Here is a 19,174-nt window from a genome sequence, read left to right as displayed (position 1 = left end):
GAAAATAGGTGGCTTCGGACGGCTGGCGCGCCGGCCGAACGGCGCACGGCTACCCGCCGCGCGTTGGATCATGCGCCATCCCATCCCGATATGGCCCTGTGCCTCTAAAGAAAACGTCATGCCGCGCCCGCTTCTCGCCACCATTCATACCGCCGCCCTGGCCAACAATCTCGCTGTTGCCCGGCGCCACGCCCCGAAGGCCAAAGTATGGGCCGTCGTCAAGGCCAACGCCTATGGGCACGGGCTTGCCCGCGCGTTTCCCGGCTTGCGGGCGACGGACGGCTTCGGCTTGCTCGACCTCGAAGAGGCCGTCAAATTGCGGGAGCTGGGATGGGCCGGCCCGATTCTTCTGCTGGAAGGTTTTTTCCGTCCCACCGATATCGACGTCATCGACCGCTACAGCCTGACCACCACCGTGCACAGCGACGAGCAACTGCGCATGCTGGAAATGGCGCGCTTGTCCAAGCCCGTCAACGTTCAGTTGAAGATGAACAGCGGCATGAACCGGCTCGGCTACACGCCCGAGAAGTTCCGCGCGGCGTGGGAACGGGCCCGCGCGTGCCCCGGTGTCGGGCAGATCGTGCTCATGACCCATTTTTCGGATGCCGACGGCGAACGGGGGATCGAGCACCAGATCGACGCCTTCGAGCGGGGCGCCGAGGGCATCGCCGGTGCGCGCAGCCTATCGAACTCGGCGGCCACGCTGTGGCATCCCCGAGCGCATTTCGATTGGGTACGGCCGGGGATCATTCTCTACGGCGCATCGCCCACCGGGGTGACGGCCGACGTCGACGGGGTCGGGTTGCAGCCCGCCATGACGCTCGCATCCGAGCTGATTGCCGTGCAAACGCTCGCAAAGGGACAGACCGTTGGCTACGGATCGGCCTTCACGGCGCCGGGGCCGATGCGGATCGGCGTCGTGGCGTGCGGCTATGCGGACGGCTATCTGCGCTGTGCGCCCGAGGGCACGCCCATCATCGTCGACGGCGTCCGTACGCGTCTGATCGGGCGCGTGTCGATGGATATGCTCACGGTCGATCTCACGCCTTGCCCGGCCGCGAATGTCGGCTCGCGCGTTGAACTGTGGGGAGCGCAGTTGCCGGTCGACGACGTGGCCCGCGCGTGCGGCACGATCGGCTACGAGCTGACCTGCGCGGTGGCGCAGCGTGTGCCCGTGCTGGCCGAATGAGCGATCCGGCGTCTCGCTTTTCCTCCTCTCTTCGCGATCGATGAAAAAGAACGGCTAAGGACCGCGCGTGGCAAAACAGAAGACGACGTACACCTGTACCGAATGCGGCGGTCAATCGCCGAAGTGGCAAGGGCAATGCCCTGCTTGCAGCGCTTGGAATACCCTCGTCGAGACGGTCGCGCCGAGCCCCGGCGCGCATCGCTTTCAGTCGCTTGCCAAGAGCGCTCCCGTGCAGCGGCTTGCCGACATCGAAGCGGCCGACGTGCCGCGCTTCTCGACGGGCATCGGCGAGTTCGACCGCGTGCTCGGCGGCGGCTTCGTCGCGGGCGGCGTGGTGCTGATCGGTGGCGATCCGGGCATCGGCAAGTCCACCTTGCTGCTGCAATCGCTGGCGTCGCTGTCGGAGGAGCGCAGCGCGCTCTACATCAGCGGCGAGGAATCGGCGGCCCAAATCGGGTTGCGCGCGCAGCGCCTGGCGCTGCTCGAGCCGGGCTCGCGGGCGGCCGATCTGAAATTGCTGGCCGAGATTCAGCTCGAAAAGATTCAAGCGGCAATCGAAGCCGAACAACCCGACGTCGCCGTCGTCGATTCGATCCAAACGATCTATTCGGAAGCGCTCACCTCGGCACCCGGGTCGGTGGCACAGGTGCGCGAATGCGCGGCGCAGCTCACGCGCATCGCGAAACAGTCGGGTACCACCATTGTCATGGTCGGGCATGTGACGAAGGAAGGCAGCCTGGCGGGGCCGCGCGTGCTCGAACACATCGTGGATACGGTGCTGTATTTCGAGGGCGATACGCACTCGTCGTTCCGGCTCGTGCGCGCGTTCAAGAACCGGTTCGGCGCCGTGAACGAACTCGGCGTATTCGCGATGACCGAACGCGGGCTGCGAGGCGTCGCCAATCCATCGGCCTTGTTCTTGTCGCAACACGAGCAGATCGTCCCCGGCTCTTGCGTGCTCGTCACGCAAGAAGGTTCACGTCCGTTGCTCGTGGAGATCCAAGCGCTGGTGGATACGGCGCAAGTGCCCAATCCGCGCAGGCTGGCAGTCGGGCTCGAGCAGAACCGGCTGGCGATGCTGCTGGCCGTGCTGCATCGCCACGCCGGCATCGCGTGTTTCGACCAAGACGTGTTCCTCAATGCGGTGGGCGGCGTGAAGATCGCGGAGCCCGCTGCCGATCTGGCCGTATTGCTCGCGATTCATTCGTCGATGCGCAATAAGCCGCTGCCGAAAGGCTTGATCGTGTTCGGCGAAGTGGGTCTTGCCGGCGAAATCCGGCCGTCGCCGCGCGGTCAGGAGCGGTTGAAAGAGGCGGCCAAGCTTGGCTTCACGGCGGCATTGATTCCGAAGGCGAATGCGCCGAAGCAAGCAATCGATGGGTTGCAGGTGTTGGCCGTCGATCGAATCGAGCAGGCGATCGACCGGATCAAGGAACTCGAATAAGCCGCGCAGCGCCGGGCTTGGGCTCCGAGTCCGGCGCACGTTTCACCGATCGTCGTCAGGCTTGCTCGGTCGCGCGGACGTCGCCGGTCGGGCCGGAGGGGCCGCTTGAGCCGCTTGAGCCGCTTGAGCCGCTTGGGCCGGTTGGAACAGCACATGTGCGCGGGCTTCCTCGACCGTCAGCACGGGCGACACGCAGCAATCGCGCGGCTCGAGCAATTCGATCCACGTCTTGAGCCTATGCGTGGCGATGTGGCGGGCCAATTCCTGCGTCAGCGCAATGGCATCGGGGCCGCCGATGACCTGGCCCAAGCTCCAATGCCGCGAGGCCCAATCGGGCCGGCCCAAGGCGCGGCACAGCCGCTCCCAGAACTTCAATTCGAGTGCGCCCACGGCGAGCCACCGGTCGTCGGCCGTCCGGTAGACGTTGTAGCAGGGCACGCCGCCGTTGAGTAGCCCGTGGCCCGCCTGCAATTCGTCGAGGCTGGACGGGGCGGCCCGATCGGCATTCTCGAGCGTGGCCCTGGCGGCGATGTTGTGGGCATGGATCGAATGCGTCATCGAGACATCGACGAACGCGCCGTCGCCGCCGCGCGAAACGCGCCACAGCGCCGCAAGGATACGCGTGACGGCCGGCAGCGCGCCGCCGAGCAAATCGGCGATCTGAATGTTCGGAACGATGGGGGTGCCGTCCGGCGCCGATAGTTGGTCGAGCACCCCGGCGTAGGCCAGATAGTTCAGGTCGTGCCCGGGCCGCTGCGAGAACGGGCCGGCCGCCCCGTAGCCGGTGATCGAGCAATAGACGAGCTTGGGGTTGACCTTGGCCAGACTCCGGTAATCGAGCCCGAGTTTGTCCATGACCCCAGGCCGGAAGCTTTCCACGAGCACGTGCGATTCGCGCACGAGCGCGCGTAAGACCGTGCGGCCCGTTTCGGACTTCAAGTCGAGCCGCGTCTCGCGCTTGCCTCGATTGACGAGACGATAAAACGCGCTCGGCACGCCGCTCGCACGGTCGGCCGGCGCTTGCATCATGGCGCGCGCCGGATCGCCGGTGCCGGGTTCCTCGATCTTGAGGACGTCGGCGCCAAGTTCCGCTAGCCGCAGCGTGGCAAGCGGGCCAGGCAGCAGGCGGGTGAGATCGAGTACACGCAAACCTTGCAGCGGAGCATCGGTCGTCAACGTAGACCTCCTGTCGGTTCTTGCCCGGCCCGATTCTCGGGCGAACGGGCCGAGCACGCCGCCGGCCGCGGCGGGCCTCAGCCGATTTGTTCGAGTTCCTCCTGCGCCTCGAGCCATTCGGCTTCCAGCGCTTCTAGGCGAGCATGGACTTCGCCTTGGCGCTTGAGCGCGTCGGTCAACTTGGCTTTCATGGCAGGCTCGTAGCTCTCGGGCGCGGCGACGAACGCATCGAGCGTCGCCTTTTCCGTCCCCAGCGCATCCATCTCCTTTTCGAGCTTCGCGATACGCGTTTGCAGCGGCTTTTTCAGGTGAGCGAGCTTCTGGCGCGCTTCGGCTTCCTGCCGGCGCTGGTCCTTGCGGTTGCCGGCAGCCGTCTCGCTCGTGCGAGCGCTTTCGCCGGATCCGCTCGCTTGGCTTGCGGCCTTGGCCGCCGCACGCGTGTCGGCCGCGTGTTGCAGCAGCCAGTCGCGGTAGTCGTCGAGGTCGCCGTCGAACGGTTGCAAACGGTGCTTCGCCACGAGCATGAACTGATCCGTGCTCGCGCGCAGCAGATGTCGATCGTGCGAAACGAGGATCAGCGTGCCTTCGAATTGCGCGAGCGCCATGGTCAGTGCATGCCGCGTTTCGAGATCGAGGTGGTTCGTCGGTTCGTCGAGCAAGAGCAGATTCGGCTTTTGCCAGATGATCAGCGCCAGCGCAAGCCGCGCTTTCTCGCCGCCCGAAAACGGAGCGATCGGAGAGGAGGCCATATCGCCCGAGAAATTGAAGCCGCCGAGGAAATCGCGCAGCTCCTGCTCGCGCGTGTCGGGCGCGATGCGGGCCAGATGCGCGAGGGGGGAATCGTCGGGCCGCAAGGTTTCCAACTGGTGCTGAGCGAAGTAGCCGATCGCCAGGCCGCGGCCCGCGCGCATCGTGCCGCCGAGCGCGTCGAGCGTCCCCGCAAGCGTCTTGACGAGCGTCGACTTGCCCTGGCCGTTCGCGCCGAGCAGGCCGATACGCTGACCGTTCTGAACCGACAATGTCACGCCGTCGAGAATCGGAATGTCGAGGCCATCGTCCGTGCGATAGCCGCAGCGCACATCTTCCATGACCAGCATCGGATTGGGCGCGGAATCGGGCGTGCGGAACTCGAAGGTGAACGCAGAAGCCGCATGCGCGGGGGCGATCCGCTCCATCTTTTCGAGCGCCTTCATCCGGCTCTGCGCTTGGCGAGCTTTGGTCGCCTTCGCTTTGAAGCGATCGATGAAGCTTTGCAGGTGGGCGATCGTCTTTTGCTGCTTCTCGTAGGCGTTTTGCTGCAGAGCAAGCTGCTGCGCGCGCAGGATCTCGAACTGCGAGTAGTTGCCGCCGTAGCGCTTCACCTGGCGGTTCTCGAGATGCAGCGTGACGTTGCAGACCGAATCGAGGAATTCGCGATCGTGCGAAATGATCACGAGCGTGCCCGGGTAGCGGGCGAGCCAGTCTTCGAGCCAGACGATGGCGTCGAGATCCAAGTGGTTCGTGGGTTCGTCGAGCAGCAGCAGATCGGACCGGCACATGAGTGCTTGCGCCAGATTCAAGCGCATGCGCCACCCGCCCGAAAAGCTGGCCACCTGTTCTCGCGTTTGCGCAAGCGTGAAACCGAGGCCGAGCAACAACGCCTCGGCGCGGGCCGGGGCGGTGTAGCCGTCGGCGTCGGCGAAGGCCGCGTGCGCGTGTCCGAGCGCGTCGCCGTCGTGGTCGGCCTCGGCTTGGGCGATACGTGCTTCGATTTCGCGCAAGGCCGCATCGCCGTCGAGCGTGTACTCGAGCGCGGTTTTCTCGGCGGCGGGCGTCTCCTGGGCGACGTGCGCGATGCGCCAGGCGGGCGGCAGCGAGAAGTCGCCCGCGTCGGGATGGAGTTCGCCTCGCAGGACCGAGAACAAAGTGGACTTGCCCGCGCCGTTGGCGCCGACGAGTCCGGCCTTTTCGCCGGGATTCAGCGTGAACGAGGTGGCATCGAAAAGCGGCTTGACGCCGCGGGCGAGGCTGAATTGATTGAAACGGATCACGACGGGGCCGGCAGCTCGAAAAGCGCTATTTTAGACGCTCGCGCGCATCGTCTGTGCCAACCTTGCTTCGGGCGGCCGCGGGCGCTTTCGCATAGACTTGCGTTTTTCCTTTGGAGGCGACCTGGTGAGTACGCTTTATACGTTTTCCGCCCGGACGCTGGGCGGCGAGCCGGTTGGGCTGGACCGCTACCGCGGCAAGGTGCTGCTGATCGTCAATACGGCCAGCGAATGCGGGTTCACGCCGCAGTATGCTGGCTTGCAGCGGCTGCAGGAACGGTTCGGCGGACGCGGGTTCGAGGTGCTTGGGTTCCCGTGCAACCAATTCGGCAAGCAGGAGCCGGGCGATGCGGCCCAAATCGGCAGCTTCTGCGAAAAGAATTTCGGCGTGACGTTTCCGTTGTTCGAGAAGGTCGATGTGAAAGGGCCCGACGCGCACCCGTTGTTTCGCTACCTGACCGGCGAAGCGCGAGGGCTGCTGGGGACGAGGTGGATCAAGTGGAACTTCACGAAGTTTCTCGTCGACCGTCAAGGCAAGGTGCTGAAGCGATATGCGCCGAAAACGACGCCGGAGACGATCGCGGCGGATATCGAGGCGTTGCTTTGAGGGGGTGCCATTGCTGGCTGATTGGACCGTTTCGATTCTTCGAGTTCATCGGTGTTCGGTTGTATGCCTCGGCACCGGACGGACACGGGCAGAGTGGCATGCTGCCCGTGTTGGATATCTTGCCCCGTGCGTACTCGAGTAGGCGCGTGTGCGCTGCTTCGGCAGATGAGGCGCCGCGTTGCGCGGTCAAAGGTGCTGTCTTTCGTGAATATGTCGAAAAATAAACATTAAGACCACATAAATTGCAAACGCAGCGACTGCGCTCGTACATGAGCCGAAGGCAACATCGAAAAGCTCGATGTCACGAAAGCCAAGCGCCTCTGCGACGGTAAGGGAGTAATCCTGGTTCCATTTCTGCTTGAGCGACAATGGGCCATAAATATATCTTATCGATATAAATAGTAGCGAAGCAAAGAGAGCGGTTTTGGCAAATTTACGGGCAAGCATTGCCATAAGCCGTCACCTCGATCCAGCCGTACGCTTTTATTCCGGAGTTTCCCGCCGGGGTGGTGGTCGTGCTTAGCAGTGCTCGCCGAATGCTCTGGTAGTCGACATAGCTCGCCAAGGTAATACATCCTAGCGAGCGCCCTTGGCCTCCAGTTGGGTGTAGTCGGAAATTGCCACGTTTGACGAGATCCACCCAAGTGTGATCATCGACCAGGCCATCGTCGCGATACAACGCAAACCATTCGTCGCGATAGGAGGGAGTGCCACGCACTGAATTGAAGGCATCGCTTAACCAAGCCTGTGTTCTCGATCGGAGGCCACCTCTTGGACGATCGACAATCCAGTATTTCCCTGCGGGGATGGGGCCGTTGTTAGGGATCGCAGTGCAGCCGCCGCGATTTCGGTACGGGCCGTTCCCTGAAAAAGCCATGAAGGCGCCTACGCCAAACATCATGAGTGGTGCGAGGTGCTCGCTATTGACGATGAATTTTCCGTGTATCGGCATGGAGCTCGCCGCCATTTATCGATCAAGCCATGAATCGGTGAACCTAATATTGCCGTCCTTATAATGCCAGGTGATGCGTTCATAGAGCAGCGATATCGATTCGATGTGGTTGATCTGAGACGCACCGGCGGTCTTGATATTGGGCATCACCGGATTGATGCCGGTGATCCTAACGTCTTCAAGCGACATCGAAAAGTACTCCTCCTCGCGCCCGGCGTCGTTGATTCGGTACCAGCGTACATTTGCCGATTCGAGCGTCTGGCCGGTCGCGACAGCCTTATACAGGTAGGGCGTGGCAGCATCGAACGCTTTTTCGATGTGCATCGGCGAATGCATGCGCGGGCCCGTGATTTTGCCGCTCTGGCCGTCGACTGGCAGATTGAGACCATGGCCGAACCCGATGATTTCGATGCTGCCTTCGCGTCCATCGACGGTGGATGAGCCGCGGATCGTAGAGCCGCCGTCGTCTCTGAGCCACATGTATGCTGGAATTCCCATTTGCTGTTCCTCATCGGTTAGCGCTTTAAAGCCTTAGCGCGTTGGCTGACGAGACAGGCTAATCGGAAGGCGAACGAAGAAAGCTAGGTTTCGCAAAAAATCGGACGGTTTGAACGTGACATGGCTGCCGAGGCATATCACGAGCTTATCGGCGGGCGCTGATGGCGTGCTTCCCAGCCGTATCGCCATCGCGGTTGGGAACGACCAGCCCCGAGGCGCTGTCCTGTTATTCGAAGTGGCTTAGCGCCGTGCCCCTACAAAATCGGCGAGAACAACCGCGCCACATGCATGACGATGCGCCGCAGCGCCGACGCGTTGCGGTATTCGTGGCGGCTCACTTCCCACGCTTGCCCGAAATCTTGCGTGAGCATCGCTTCGACCTCCGCGGCGAAAGCATGGTCGATCGTCAGCACCATGATTTCGAAGTTGAGCCGGAACGAACGGTTGTCGAGATTGGCGCTGCCGATCGCCGCGGCCACGTCGTCGATCAGGACGACCTTTTGGTGCAAGAACCCCGGCCCGTAGCGGAAGATCCGCACGCCGGCGCGAATCAAATCGTGCGCATAAAGCTTCGACGCCTCGAACACAACGTAATGGTCGCGCCGGCTCGGGATCAGAATGCGCACGTCGACATCGCGCATGACGGCGAGCCGCAAGGCCGAGAACACGGCCTCGTCGGGCACGAGATACGGCGTCGTGATCCAAATTCGCTTTTGCGCCGCGTTGATCGCCTCGACGAAAAACAATGAACCCGTTTCCTCTTTGTCGGCCGGCCCCGGCGCGACGACGAGGCAATGCATGTCGGCATCGTCCGCGGCATGCGGTGCTTCGGCCTGCGACGGTTCGAGCCGCGGCAGCTGTTGCGTCGCCCAATGCCAATCCTCGATAAACACGAACTGCACGCTCGCAACCACCGGACCGCGCAGCTCGATATGCGTGTCGCGCCAGGGCGATAGGCGCGGATTGCCGCCGAGATATTCGACGCCGACGTTGTGGCCGCCGACGAACGCTCGCTCGCCGTCGACGACGACGATTTTCCGATGATTGCGGAAGTTCAGTTGGAAACGATTGACGAAGCGCCGATTCGTCGCGAACGGATGCATCTGCACGCCGCCTTCGAGCAACGCCGAGACATACCGCTGCGGCAAATCGAAGCTGCCGATGCTGTCGTAAAGGAAGCAGACGCGCACGCCTTGCGCCGCTTTCGCAAGCAGCAGCGTCTTGAGCTTTTCGCCGAGGGCGTCGTCGCGAACGATGAAAAATTGAATCAGCACGTAATGGCGGGCTTGTTCGATCGCATCGAGGATCGCCGCGAACGTCGCTTCGCCGTTCACGAGCGTGCGCACGTGGTTGCCGGGCAGGAACGGCATGCCGGACAGACGCGTCAGCGCACGCACGACGGCATGGCCGAGTGCGTCGGCCGGGCGTCCCATCGACGACGCACGGGTATCCCAAGCGCTCGGATGGGCCCGGGTACGCAGCAGTTCGCTCTCGATGCGACGCTTGTCGACATAGCCGGAGAACTTGCTCCGCCCCAAGAAGAGATAGGGGATGAGCGTGACGTAGGGCACGGCGACGAGCGAGACGGCCCAAGCGATCGCACCTTGCGACGTGCGCGTGTTGAGAATGGCGTGGCCAGCGGCAATGAGGCCGAGCACGTGTGCGGCGAAGATCAGGCTGCCTAAAGAAAGCCAGTCGAATTGCATGAGCGGTTGTTCAGAGATCGGTGCGCGTGTCCGATACACCGCGTGCCGCGGCGTACGATCCCTGTGCATCTTACCGAAGCGCCGGATTTAGGGCAGGGTTATTCGCTATGGCCGTAGGCGATTCGCCGCTGCGGGGCGCGTCGGTCGTCAACGCGCGTCGGAATGTAGGACGCGCAGGACGCCGGCAACGATCGACACCTGTGCCAGCGCATACGTGAACCAGATCGCGTAGCCGCTGCCTGGGAACGCGCCGAGGAAGCGGTCGATGCCGATCATGGCGTCGGAGGCGACGAATGCGAGACCGCCAAGGGGCAGGGCCAGACCGCCAGGCCTTGCCAACACGGCGAAGCTCGCCATGGCGCACAGCGCGAGCATATAGAGCGCGACGGGAAGGGCTAGCGGTCCTAGATGCGGCAGGAAGACGAAGTACATCGCGACGGCAATCGCCCAGAGCAAGGCGACGATTGCGCGCCGCCAAAGCGCGACGCCGCGCCAGCGTCCAGCGCCCACGGCAGACGGCGCGAGCAAGGCGCAATACGCCAAATGCGCAACCAGAAACGCGCCGAGGCCTCCGACAAACGAAAACGTCAGTTGCGGCAGGGCGAGCAGGGCGTCGCCCACAGCCGATGCCGCCAAGGCCGCCATCAACCGCAGCCGTTCGGTCAACGGCTCATGGCGCGCACAAGCGAGGAACAACAATGCGCACATCAACACCTTGGCCGCCGCCTGGTCCGGATACGGGGCGTCGCGCAGCGACACGCCATAGGCCAGGCCCGCGCCGGCCGCGATCAGCCATAGGCGGCGCGTTTGCGACTCAGCGCTCTCGGCCGGGTTGGCAGACTCGCCGAGGCCGCCGCGATCGCGATCGCGGTCGTCCGCGTCGCGGTCGTGTTCGCCGACAGGCGTCGGTTCGGGAGGGGACATAGGCGCGGGGGCCGCCGATGAAAGGCGATCAGGCGTCGAACGCGCGCTAAACGGCCGGCAAATCGCCGGCTTGGATCAGGAACACCGTATCGTCGCCAGCGCTCGTCGAGAGCCACACGAGATCGAGACCGCCGAATGCCGCCTCGACATTGGCGCGCTCGTTGCCGATTTCCACGACGAGCAGGCCGTCGTCAGTCAGCCAGTTGCGCGCTTCCTTGATGATGCGGCGCACGACATCCATGCCGTCCTCGCCGCCCGCCAGCGCGAGTTCCGGCTCGTGCCGGTACTCGGCCGGCAGCGCATCCATCGATGTGCTGTTGACGTAGGGCGGGTTGGCGATGATGACGTTGTACCGGCGTTCGGGCAGCGGCGCGAACAAATCGCCTTCGAACAGGGCGATGCGATCGCTCAGCGCGTAATCGTTCACGTTGATATGCGCGACTTCCAGCGCGTTATGCGAAATATCGACGGCGTCGATGTCGGCATTCGGGAACGCCTGCGCGGCAAGGATCGCAAGACAGCCCGAGCCCGTGCACAGCTCGAGCACGGCACCGACCTCGTCGGGATCGGCCACGTACGGTTGCAGGCCGTCCTCGAGCAGCTCGCCGATGAACGAACGCGGCACGATCACGCGCTCGTCCACGTAAAAGCGCAGGCCGTGCATCCAGGCCTCTTGCGTGATGTAGGCCGCGGGGACGTGCTGCGTCGCGCGGCGCTCGATCACCTTGAGCACGGCATCGATTTCGTCGTCGAGCAGGCGCGCGTCCAGGAACGGATCGAGCGTGTCGAGCGGCAGACGCAGCGTATGCAAAATCAGATAGGCGGCTTCGTCGTAGGCGTTCGCGCTGCCATGCCCGAAGGCGAGTTCGGCTTGATTGAAGCGCGACACTGCATAGCGCAGCAAGTCGCGCAAGGTGCGAAACGGCGTGGTCATCTCGGCTTCTCCTCGTACGGTCCGGGGCTCGTCATGCGATCAGCGCTTCGAGTACGCGCCGGTAGATGTTTTTCAACGGATCGACGAAAGCGAGTTCGATATGCTCGTCGATCTTGTGGATGCTGCCGTTCGGCGGACCGAATTCGACGACTTGCTTGCAGATGCGTGCGATGAAGCGCCCGTCGGAGGTGCCGCCCGTTGTCGACAGCTCCGTCGCGACACCGGTTTCGTCCTTGATCGCTTGCGCCAGCGCGTCCGACAGTTCGCCTCGCGGGGTGAGGAACGGCAAGCCGCTCACGGTCCAATCGAGATCGTAATCGAGCCCATGCTTGTCCAAAATCGCATGGACCCGCTGCTGCAGCCCTTGCACGGTGCTCGCCGTCGAAAAGCGGAAGTTGAACGAGAGTTCCGCGCGGCCCGGAATCACGTTGCTTGCGCCGGTGCCGCTGTGCAGATTCGAGACTTGCCACGTGGTGGGCGGGAAATATTCGTTGCCTTCGTCCCAGTGCTCGGCCACGAGTTCGGCCAGCGCCGGTGCCAGCAGATGAATCGGATTGCGTGCCAAGTGCGGATAGGCGATGTGACCTTGCACGCCTTTGACGACGAGCTTGCCCGACATCGACCCGCGCCGGCCGTTCTTCACGACGTCGCCCAGCGTATGCGTGGACGTCGGCTCGCCGACGATGCAGTAATCGAGCGTTTCGCCGCGAGCCTTCAGGGCCTCGACGACCTTCACGGTGCCGTCGGTGGCCGGGCCTTCCTCGTCGCTCGTGATCAAAAACGCAATCGAGCCGCGATGGTTCGGATGCGCGGCCACGAACTCCTCGCTCGCGACGATGAAGCCGGCGATCGACGTTTTCATATCGGCCGCGCCGCGGCCGAATAGCTTGCCGTCGCGGTGCGTCGGCACGAACGGCGGCGAACTCCACTGCTCGAGCGGGCCCGTGGGTACCACATCGGTATGGCCGGCGAACGCGAGCAGTTTGCCGCTCGCGCCCTGCGTGCCGCGCTTGACGGCCCATAGGTTCGTGACGCCGTGCGATTCGATCGTCTCGCAGGTAAAGCCGGCTGCTTCCAGCCGCTCGATCAGCAGCTTTTGGCAGTGTTGATCGTCAGGGGTGACCGACGCGCGCGCGATCAGTTGTTCGGTGAGGGCAAGGGTGCCGGACATGGGTTCAAAGACCGTTTCGTTCTCGATAAAAAAATGCCGGCGGTCGGCGCCGGCAGGCAATGCTCGTATTGTCTCGCGACACCCCGTGCGAATCGAACTCGGCCGACCGGCTAACGTCGAGTTCGCACGCGGCGCCTTGCGGTGCGGCGCTTAAGCGAACAGCGCCGCGTATTCGTCAGCGGAAAAGCCGACCGATTTCACGCGGCCGTCCATGACGACAACGGGCCGCTTCACCACCGACGGTTTCTCGACCATCAATGCGATCGCGCCTTGTTCGGTTTCCGCCGCGGATTTCGCGTCGTCGGGCAAGCCGCGCCAGGTCGTGCCGCGGCGGTTCAGCAAGATCTCGAGCGGTACGTCGCCGAGCCACGCCTTGACGAGCGAGGCGGTCAGCCCCGCCTTCTTGAAGTCGTGGAACTCGAAGGCGACGCCGTGCGATTCCAGCCAAGTCCGTGCCTTCTTGACGGTGTCGCAGTTCGGAATGCCATAGACGACGGTGCGCGGCGCGCTCATCAATCACCCCGCAGCAGTTCGTTCAGACCGACCTTGGCGCGCGTCTTGGCGTCGACCTTCTTGACGATCACCGCGCAGTACAGGCTGTGCGAGCCGTCCTTCGAGGGCAAGTTGCCGGCGACGACGACCGAACCCGGCGGCACATAACCGTAGGTGACTTCGCCCGTTTCGCGATCGTAGATCTTCGTGCTTTGGCCCAGATAGACGCCCATCGAGATGACCGAGTTTTCACCGACGATCACGCCTTCGACCACTTCCGAGCGCGCGCCGATGAAGCAGTTGTCTTCGATGATGACGGGGTTCGCCTGCAGCGGCTCGAGCACGCCGCCGATGCCGACGCCGCCCGACAGGTGCACGTTCTTGCCGATCTGTGCGCACGAGCCCACGGTGGCCCAGGTGTCGACCATCGTGCCTTCGTCGACATACGCGCCGATGTTCGTGTACGACGGCATCAACACGACGTTCTTGGCGATGAACGAACCGCGGCGCGCGATCGCGGGCGGCACGACGCGGAAACCGCCGGCCGCGAAATCCTCAGCCGTGTAGTTCGCGAACTTCGAGGGCACCTTGTCGTAGAACTGGGAATAGCCGCCGGCGGGCATCGGGACGTTATCCTCGAGCCGGAACGAGAGCAGCACGGCCTTCTTCAGCCATTGGTTGACGACCCACTGGCCGTCCTTCTTTTCGGCGACGCGCAAAAGCCCCTTGTCGAGCTGTTCGATCGCGTGCGCGACGGCGTCGCGTACTTCGGCCGGCGCTGCCTTCGGCGACAGCTCGGCACGGTTTTCCCAGGCGTTGTCGATGATGCTCTGAATGTGTTGCGACATGGCGGTAGTTTGGCTAAATGAAATCGGAAGATGACGGGTGTGGCGCAAGGGCTAGGGGAGGCATCGCGCCGGCTGCACGCCGGCGCTTGCCGCTGCCGCGCGCTTCGGCGCGGATCAGCGCGCGAGGCCGCGGCAAAAATCGACGATGCGTTTGGCGCCATCGACGCATTCGTTCGCATCGGCCACGAGCGCCATGCGAACGAATTGACGGCCTGGATTCACGCCGTGCGCGGTGCGCGCCAGATATGAGCCGGGCAGAACCGTGACATTATAGTCGGCGTACAGGCGCTGGGCGAACTCGGTGTCGGTGAGGCCCGTGCGCTCGACGTTCGCCCACAGATAGAACGCGGCGTCGGGCAGCCGGACGTCGAGCACCTCGGCCAGCATCGGCGTGACCGTCGAAAACTTGGCGACGTACTTGGCGCGATTGTCGCGCACGTGCGCCTCGTCGCCCCAGGCCGCGACGCTGGCCGCTTGATAGACGGGCGAGAGCGCCGCGCCGTGATACGTGCGATAGAGCAGAAAGCGCTTCAAGAGGGCCGCGTCGCCCGCGACGAAGCCCGAGCGCATGCCGGGCACGTTCGAGCGCTTGGACAAGCTCGACAGCATGATCAGCCGTTCGAAGCCGCGGCCGAGCGCGTGCGCCGCTTGCAGGCCGCCGAGCGGCGGCGCGGCTTCTTCGAAATAGATCTCGGAATAGCATTCGTCCGACGCAATCACGAACCCGTGTTTGTCGGACAACGCGAACAGCTCGCGCCAATCGTCCAGCGTGAGCACCGCGCCGGTCGGATTGCCCGGCGAGCAGACATACAGCAATTGCGTGCGTGCCCAGATGTCGTCGGGCACTTGCGCGTAATCGCACGCGAAGTTGCGCGCCGGATCGCTGTTGACGAAATACGGCTCGGCGCCCGCGAGCAGCGCCGCGCCTTCGTAGATCTGATAGAACGGATTCGGGCACAGCACGATGGCGCCGGGGCGAGTGCCGTCCACGACCGTCTGGGCGAGGGCGAACAGCGCCTCGCGCGAGCCCGAAACGGGCAGCACCTCGGTAGTCGGATCGAGCGCGGGCAGGCCGTAGCGACGCATCGCCCAAGCCGCGATGGACTCGCGCAGGGCGTTCGTGCCGATCGTGGCGGGATAGCTCGAGAGCGTATCGAGCGAGGCGACCACGGCCTCGCGGATCAAGGCGGGCGTGGCGTGTTTCGGCTCGCCGATGCCGAAGCTGATAGGCGGCAAATGGGCGGGCGGCGTGGCGCCATTCAGCAGGGCGCGCAGCTTTTCGAACGGATAGGGCTGGAGGCGGTCGAGTAGCGGGTTCACGTCGGGCTCGGCGGGCATGTTGGCGAGGACGCGCTTGAGTGGCGCTAGGTGCGCGGGTATCGCGCGCCGTCCTCTGCGGAAAAGGGCGTCATTATAGCGTGGCCGACGCCGTCGGGCCGGGCCTTCCACGGGCGCGGCGGCCGCGCTCGCGAGGGCGCGGCGAGCCCGCGATGGTATGATTGCCACTCGTTCGCGGAGCACGCGCCCGGTATGGTCAGCGCTCGGCTTCGCGACCCAAAAGCATCGCGGCGGCGGCTCGCCGCGCATGCGCCGCGGCGGCCCGTGTTCGCCGGCCGCGGTGTCGTGCGCGGGCGTGGCCGGCCGCGTTTTTGTTCGACCCACCCTCAAAACAGCGATATCGCCGTGCGTCTGACCTCGATCAAACTCGCTGGCTTCAAATCCTTCGTCGATCCCACGCATTTCCAGGTCCCGGGCCAGCTCGTCGGCGTGGTCGGCCCGAACGGATGCGGCAAGTCCAACATCATCGACGCCGTGCGATGGGTGCTCGGCGAATCGCGCGCCTCGGAGCTGCGCGGCGAATCGATGCAGGACGTCATCTTCAACGGCTCGACCGCGCGCAAGCCGGGTAGCCGCGCGAGCGTTGAACTCGTCTTCGACAACTCCGAAGGGCGCGCGGCCGGCCAGTGGGGCCAGTACGGCGAGATCGCCGTGAAGCGCGTGCTCACGCGCGACGGCACTTCCAGTTACTACATCAACAACCTGCCCGCGCGCCGGCGCGACATCCAAGACATCTTCCTCGGCACGGGTCTTGGCCCGCGCGCCTACGCGATCATCGGGCAGGGCATGATCGCGCGCATCATCGAGGCGAAGCCGGAAGAGCTGCGCGTGTTCTTGGAAGAGGCCGCGGGCGTGTCGAAGTACAAGGAGCGCCGCCGCGAAACCGAGAACCGCCTGCACGACACGCGCGAAAATCTGACGCGGGTCGAAGACATCGTGCGCGAACTCGGTACCAACCTTGAAAAGCTCGAGGCGCAGGCCGTCGTCGCCACCCGATTCAAGGAACTGCAAACCGACGGCGAAGAAAAGCAACGGTTGCTGTGGCTCTTGCGCAAGAACGAGGCGGCCGGCGAACAGGGCCGTCAGCAACGCGCCATCGCCGAAGCGCAAATCGATCTCGAAGCGCAAACGGCCAAGCTGCGCGAAGTCGAAGCCGATCTCGAAACGCTGCGCGTGGCGCACTACGCGGCCAGCGATGCGATGCAAGGCGCGCAAGGCTCGCTTTACGAGGCCAATGCCGAAGTGAGCCGGCTCGAGGCCGAGATCAAGTTCGTGATCGAATCGCGCAACCGCGTGCAAGCGCAAATCGCCGCGCTGACGGCGCAGCGCGAGCAGTGGCAGGCGCAGGCGGAAAAAGCGCGCGACGATCTCGAACAGGCCGAGGAGCAGCTTGCCGTCGCCGAAGAAAAGGCGGCGCTGGCGGAAGACGAGGCGGCGGCGAAACACGATGAGCTGCCCGCACTCGAAGCGCGCTGGCGCGACGCGCAAACGCAACTGAACGAGGAGCGCGCGGGCATTGCGCAAACGGAGCAGGCGCTCAAGCTGGAGGCGGCGCATCAACGCAACGCCGATCAGCAGTTGCAGCAATTGCAACAGCGCCACGAACGGTTCAAATCGGAGGCGGGCGGTCTCGACGTTCCCGACGAAGCGCAGCTCGAAGAGCAGCGCATGCAGCTCGCCGAGCAGGAAGAGATTCTGAACGACGCGCAGGCGCGTCTCGGCGAGGCGCAGGAGACGCTGCCCCGCGCCGAGGCGGAGCGTCGCGCAGCGCACGATCGCGTGCAGAGCGAGGGCGCTCAGATTCATCAACTGGAAGCGCGGCTCGTCGCGCTCAAGCAGTTGCAGGAAAACGTGCAGACCGAGGGCAAGATTCAGCCCTGGCTGGACAAGCACGAACTCGCCGGGTTGCCGCGTCTGTGGAAGAAGCTGCACGTCGAGGCGGGCTGGGAAGCGGCGCTCGAGTCGATTCTGCGCGAGCGCTTGGCGGCGCTCGAGATCTCGAATCTCGATTGGGTGCGGGCATTCGCGAGCGACGCACCGCCGGCCAAACTGGCCTTTTATGCGCCGCCTTCCGCCGGCGCGCCGCGCGATACGCCGGCAGGCCTCACGCCGCTGCTCTCGCTGATCCGCATCGACGACGCCGGCCTGCGTGCCGTGCTGAGCGATTGGCTGGGCGCGGCCTATGTCGCCGACGATCTGACTCAAGCGCTGGCCATGCGCGCGCAATTGCCCGAGGGGGCGATGCTCGTCGTCAAGGCGGGCCACGTCGTGACGCGCGTGGGCGTGCAACTGTACGCGGCCGATTCCGAACAAGCGGGCATGCTGGCCCGCCAGCAGGAAATCGAGAACCTCACGCGCCAACTGCGCGCCCAAACGCTGCTCGCCGACGAGGCCAAGACGGCCGCGATCCGTGCGGAAGCGGCCCATACGCAGGCCTCGCAGGCCGTGACCGAGGCGCGGGCGCAAGTCGAGCGCGCCACGCAGCGGGTGCACGCGCTGCAACTGGACGTGCTCAAGCTCACGCAAGCGCACGAACGTTACACGCAACGCAGCACGCAAATCCGCGAGGAACTCGAAGAGATCGTCGCGCAAATCGAAGAGCAGCGGGCGCAGCGCGCGGAATCCGAGGCGAACTTCGAACGTCACGACGGCGAGCTGGCACAACTGCAGGCTCGCTTCGAAGAGAACCAGCTCGCCTTCGAATCGCTCGACGAAACCCTATCGGCGGCGCGCACGCACGCGCGCGATCTCGAACGCGCGGCCTCCGATGCGCGCTTCGCGGCACGCAACATGGCGGCGCGGATCGACGAACTGAAGCGCAGCATTCAAGTCGCGCACGAACAAAGCGAACGCGTGGCGGGCACGCTCGAAGATGCGCGCGCCGAACTGGAAACGATCAACGAGCAAACCACCCACACGGGCTTGCAAGAAGCGTTGGAGGTTCGTTCGCATAAGGAGGCCGCGCTCTCGGCCGCGCGCCACGAACTCGACGATCTGACGGCGAAGCTGCGCCAAGCCGATGAAACGCGCTTGAGCGTGGAGCGATCGCTGCAGCCGTTGCGCGATCGGATCACCGAACTGCAGCTCAAGGAACAGGCGGCCCGGATCGCGGGCGAGCAATTCGTCGAGCAGCTTCAGGCCGCTGGCGTCGACGAGGCGCAGTTGCAAGCGAAGCTCACGCCCGATATGAAACCGTCGTATCTGCAAGGCGAAGTCACGCGCATCAACAATGCGATTACGGCGCTGGGGCCGGTGAACATGGCCGCGCTCGACGAACTCGCGGCCGCCAAGGAGCGCAAGACGTTCCTCGATGCGCAGTCGGAGGATTTGACGCGCGCGATCGAAACGCTCGAAGACGCGATCCGCAAGATCGACCAGGAAACGCGTACCTTGTTGCAAGGCACGTTCGACGAAGTCAACCGGCATTTCGGCGAATTGTTCCCGCGCCTGTTCGGCGGCGGTCAGGCCAAGCTGATCATGACGGGCGACGAAATCCTGGATGCCGGCGTTCAGGTGATGGCGCAGCCGCCGGGCAAGAAGAATTCGACGATTCACCTGCTTTCGGGCGGCGAGAAGGCCCTCACGGCTACCGCGCTCGTGTTCGCGATGTTCCAGCTCAACCCCGCGCCGTTTTGCTTGCTCGACGAAGTCGATGCACCGCTCGACGACGCCAACACCGAACGCTTCGCGAACCTCGTGCGGGCGATGTCGGACAAAACGCAGTTCCTGTTCATTTCGCACAACAAGATCGCGATGGAGATGGCGCAGCAGCTGATCGGCGTGACGATGCAAGAGCAAGGCGTGTCGCGCATCGTGGCCGTGGACATGGAAACGGCTGCCGGTTTCGCCCAGAATACCGTCTAACGAG

16 protein-coding genes are annotated in these 19,174 nt (G+C 64.3%); 4 read left to right on the top strand and 12 right to left on the bottom strand.

The annotated features are described in order from the left end of the window. Positions 1-118 precede the first annotated feature (118 nt). A complete protein-coding gene (alr, locus tag ACTHN9_RS03610; RefSeq protein ID WP_440535379.1) occupies positions 119-1,189 on the top strand; it encodes an alanine racemase in 1,071 nt (356 codons plus the stop codon). A 67-nt stretch (positions 1,190-1,256) separates the two neighbouring features. After that, positions 1,257-2,633, top strand: coding sequence for a DNA repair protein RadA (gene radA, locus ACTHN9_RS03605; RefSeq protein ID WP_440535378.1), 1,377 nt, complete (start codon positions 1,257-1,259; stop codon positions 2,631-2,633). Between the two features lie 42 nt (positions 2,634-2,675). On the opposite strand, the gene ACTHN9_RS03600 is transcribed toward radA, so the two are convergent. Both ACTHN9_RS03600 and ACTHN9_RS03595 read right to left on the bottom strand, forming a co-directional pair. Then, positions 2,676-3,791, bottom strand: coding sequence for a CaiB/BaiF CoA transferase family protein (locus ACTHN9_RS03600; protein WP_440535431.1), 1,116 nt, complete (start codon positions 3,789-3,791; stop codon positions 2,676-2,678). A gap of 95 nt (positions 3,792-3,886) precedes the next feature. Beyond that, the gene (locus tag ACTHN9_RS03595) at positions 3,887-5,839 is read right to left on the bottom strand and encodes an ATP-binding cassette domain-containing protein (protein WP_440535377.1); all 1,953 of its coding nucleotides are present in this window, start codon (positions 5,837-5,839) and stop codon (positions 3,887-3,889) included. A 124-nt stretch (positions 5,840-5,963) separates the two neighbouring features. Here ACTHN9_RS03595 and ACTHN9_RS03590 point away from each other — a divergent pair, with 124 nt between their 5' ends. Then, positions 5,964-6,443: a glutathione peroxidase gene (locus tag ACTHN9_RS03590; RefSeq protein WP_440535376.1), complete on the top strand. Its 480-nt coding sequence runs from the start codon at positions 5,964-5,966 to the stop codon at positions 6,441-6,443. A 186-nt stretch (positions 6,444-6,629) separates the two neighbouring features. Here the strand turns inward: ACTHN9_RS03590 and ACTHN9_RS03585 are convergent, their stop codons facing one another. The 10 genes from ACTHN9_RS03585 to dapC form a co-directional block, all read right to left on the bottom strand. After that, positions 6,630-6,896: a hypothetical protein gene (locus ACTHN9_RS03585; protein WP_440535375.1), complete on the bottom strand. Its 267-nt coding sequence runs from the start codon at positions 6,894-6,896 to the stop codon at positions 6,630-6,632. Then, the gene (locus ACTHN9_RS03580) at positions 6,877-7,395 is read right to left on the bottom strand and encodes a DUF2778 domain-containing protein (RefSeq protein ID WP_440535374.1); all 519 of its coding nucleotides are present in this window, start codon (positions 7,393-7,395) and stop codon (positions 6,877-6,879) included. Before ACTHN9_RS03580 ends, ACTHN9_RS03585 begins: the two co-directional genes overlap by 20 nt. Before the next feature lie 15 nt (positions 7,396-7,410). After that, entirely contained in the window at positions 7,411-7,893 is a 483-nt protein-coding gene (gene tssD, locus ACTHN9_RS03575; RefSeq protein ID WP_440535373.1) for a type VI secretion system tube protein TssD, read from the bottom strand. A 254-nt stretch (positions 7,894-8,147) separates the two neighbouring features. After that, positions 8,148-9,599 (bottom strand): cardiolipin synthase, encoded by a 1,452-nt coding sequence (gene cls / locus ACTHN9_RS03570; protein ID WP_440535372.1) that lies wholly within the window; start codon positions 9,597-9,599, stop codon positions 8,148-8,150. A gap of 147 nt (positions 9,600-9,746) precedes the next feature. After that, the gene (locus ACTHN9_RS03565) at positions 9,747-10,523 is read right to left on the bottom strand and encodes a lysoplasmalogenase (RefSeq protein WP_440535371.1); all 777 of its coding nucleotides are present in this window, start codon (positions 10,521-10,523) and stop codon (positions 9,747-9,749) included. A 46-nt stretch (positions 10,524-10,569) separates the two neighbouring features. Continuing rightward, a complete protein-coding gene (gene prmB, locus ACTHN9_RS03560; protein WP_440535370.1) occupies positions 10,570-11,457 on the bottom strand; it encodes a 50S ribosomal protein L3 N(5)-glutamine methyltransferase in 888 nt (295 codons plus the stop codon). A gap of 31 nt (positions 11,458-11,488) precedes the next feature. Continuing rightward, positions 11,489-12,628, bottom strand: a complete 1,140-nt coding sequence (dapE, locus tag ACTHN9_RS03555; protein WP_440535369.1) for a succinyl-diaminopimelate desuccinylase — start codon at positions 12,626-12,628, stop codon at positions 11,489-11,491. Positions 12,629-12,778: 150 nt separating this feature from the next. Next, entirely contained in the window at positions 12,779-13,141 is a 363-nt protein-coding gene (locus ACTHN9_RS03550; protein WP_440535368.1) for an arsenate reductase, read from the bottom strand. Next, positions 13,141-13,968: a 2,3,4,5-tetrahydropyridine-2,6-dicarboxylate N-succinyltransferase gene (gene dapD / locus ACTHN9_RS03545; protein WP_440535367.1), complete on the bottom strand. Its 828-nt coding sequence runs from the start codon at positions 13,966-13,968 to the stop codon at positions 13,141-13,143. Before dapD ends, ACTHN9_RS03550 begins: the two co-directional genes overlap by 1 nt. Before the next feature lie 114 nt (positions 13,969-14,082). Next, on the bottom strand, positions 14,083-15,306 hold the full coding sequence (gene dapC, locus ACTHN9_RS03540) for a succinyldiaminopimelate transaminase (RefSeq protein ID WP_440535366.1): 1,224 nt from the start codon (positions 15,304-15,306) through the stop codon (positions 14,083-14,085). A gap of 345 nt (positions 15,307-15,651) precedes the next feature. Here dapC and smc point away from each other — a divergent pair, with 345 nt between their 5' ends. Further along, positions 15,652-19,170: a chromosome segregation protein SMC gene (smc, locus tag ACTHN9_RS03535; RefSeq protein WP_440535365.1), complete on the top strand. Its 3,519-nt coding sequence runs from the start codon at positions 15,652-15,654 to the stop codon at positions 19,168-19,170. The last annotated feature ends 4 nt before the right edge of the window (positions 19,171-19,174 follow it).

Source organism: Trinickia sp. (genome assembly GCF_051953405.1).
Classification (GTDB): domain Bacteria; phylum Pseudomonadota; class Gammaproteobacteria; order Burkholderiales; family Burkholderiaceae; genus Trinickia.
The sequence above is the reverse complement of the archived record's forward strand: the minus strand, read 5'-3'. Positions and strand labels throughout refer to the sequence as shown.